Origin of the sequence: Ochrobactrum sp. SFR4 (assembly GCF_019730395.1) — a bacterium.
In the GTDB taxonomy this organism is placed as follows: Bacteria; Pseudomonadota; Alphaproteobacteria; order Rhizobiales; family Rhizobiaceae; genus Pseudochrobactrum.
Window position 1 is genome coordinate 1 of sequence record NZ_JAAPBB010001018.1, and the last position, 255, is coordinate 255.

1 protein-coding gene is annotated in these 255 nt (G+C 51.4%); it reads right to left on the reverse strand.

Annotated features, from left to right (window positions below):
* The coding region (locus tag HBA93_RS22155) for an alanine racemase (RefSeq protein ID WP_221724678.1) at nt 1-255 on the reverse strand (255 nt) is incomplete at both ends.

Below are 255 nucleotides of genomic sequence, written 5' to 3' on the forward strand. Positions count from 1 at the left end.
TTTTAGCTTGCGGTTTTGTTTTTTTGTCTCGGCAGCAATTGTTGCGGCGATTTTCTCGCGGTCAACGGTCTGGATCACATCGAACAAAGCCACGGCTTCGGCTGTCTTGTTGGATTGCAGCGGGCCGATCAGATGCAGCTCAATGCCGGAGAATTTCTCACGCAGTTCAGGCCATTTGCCTTCTGCTTCCTGCACACGGTTTTCGCCAAAAATCCGCTGACCGGCTTCCAGTGCCGGTGTAATTTCATCAGCATT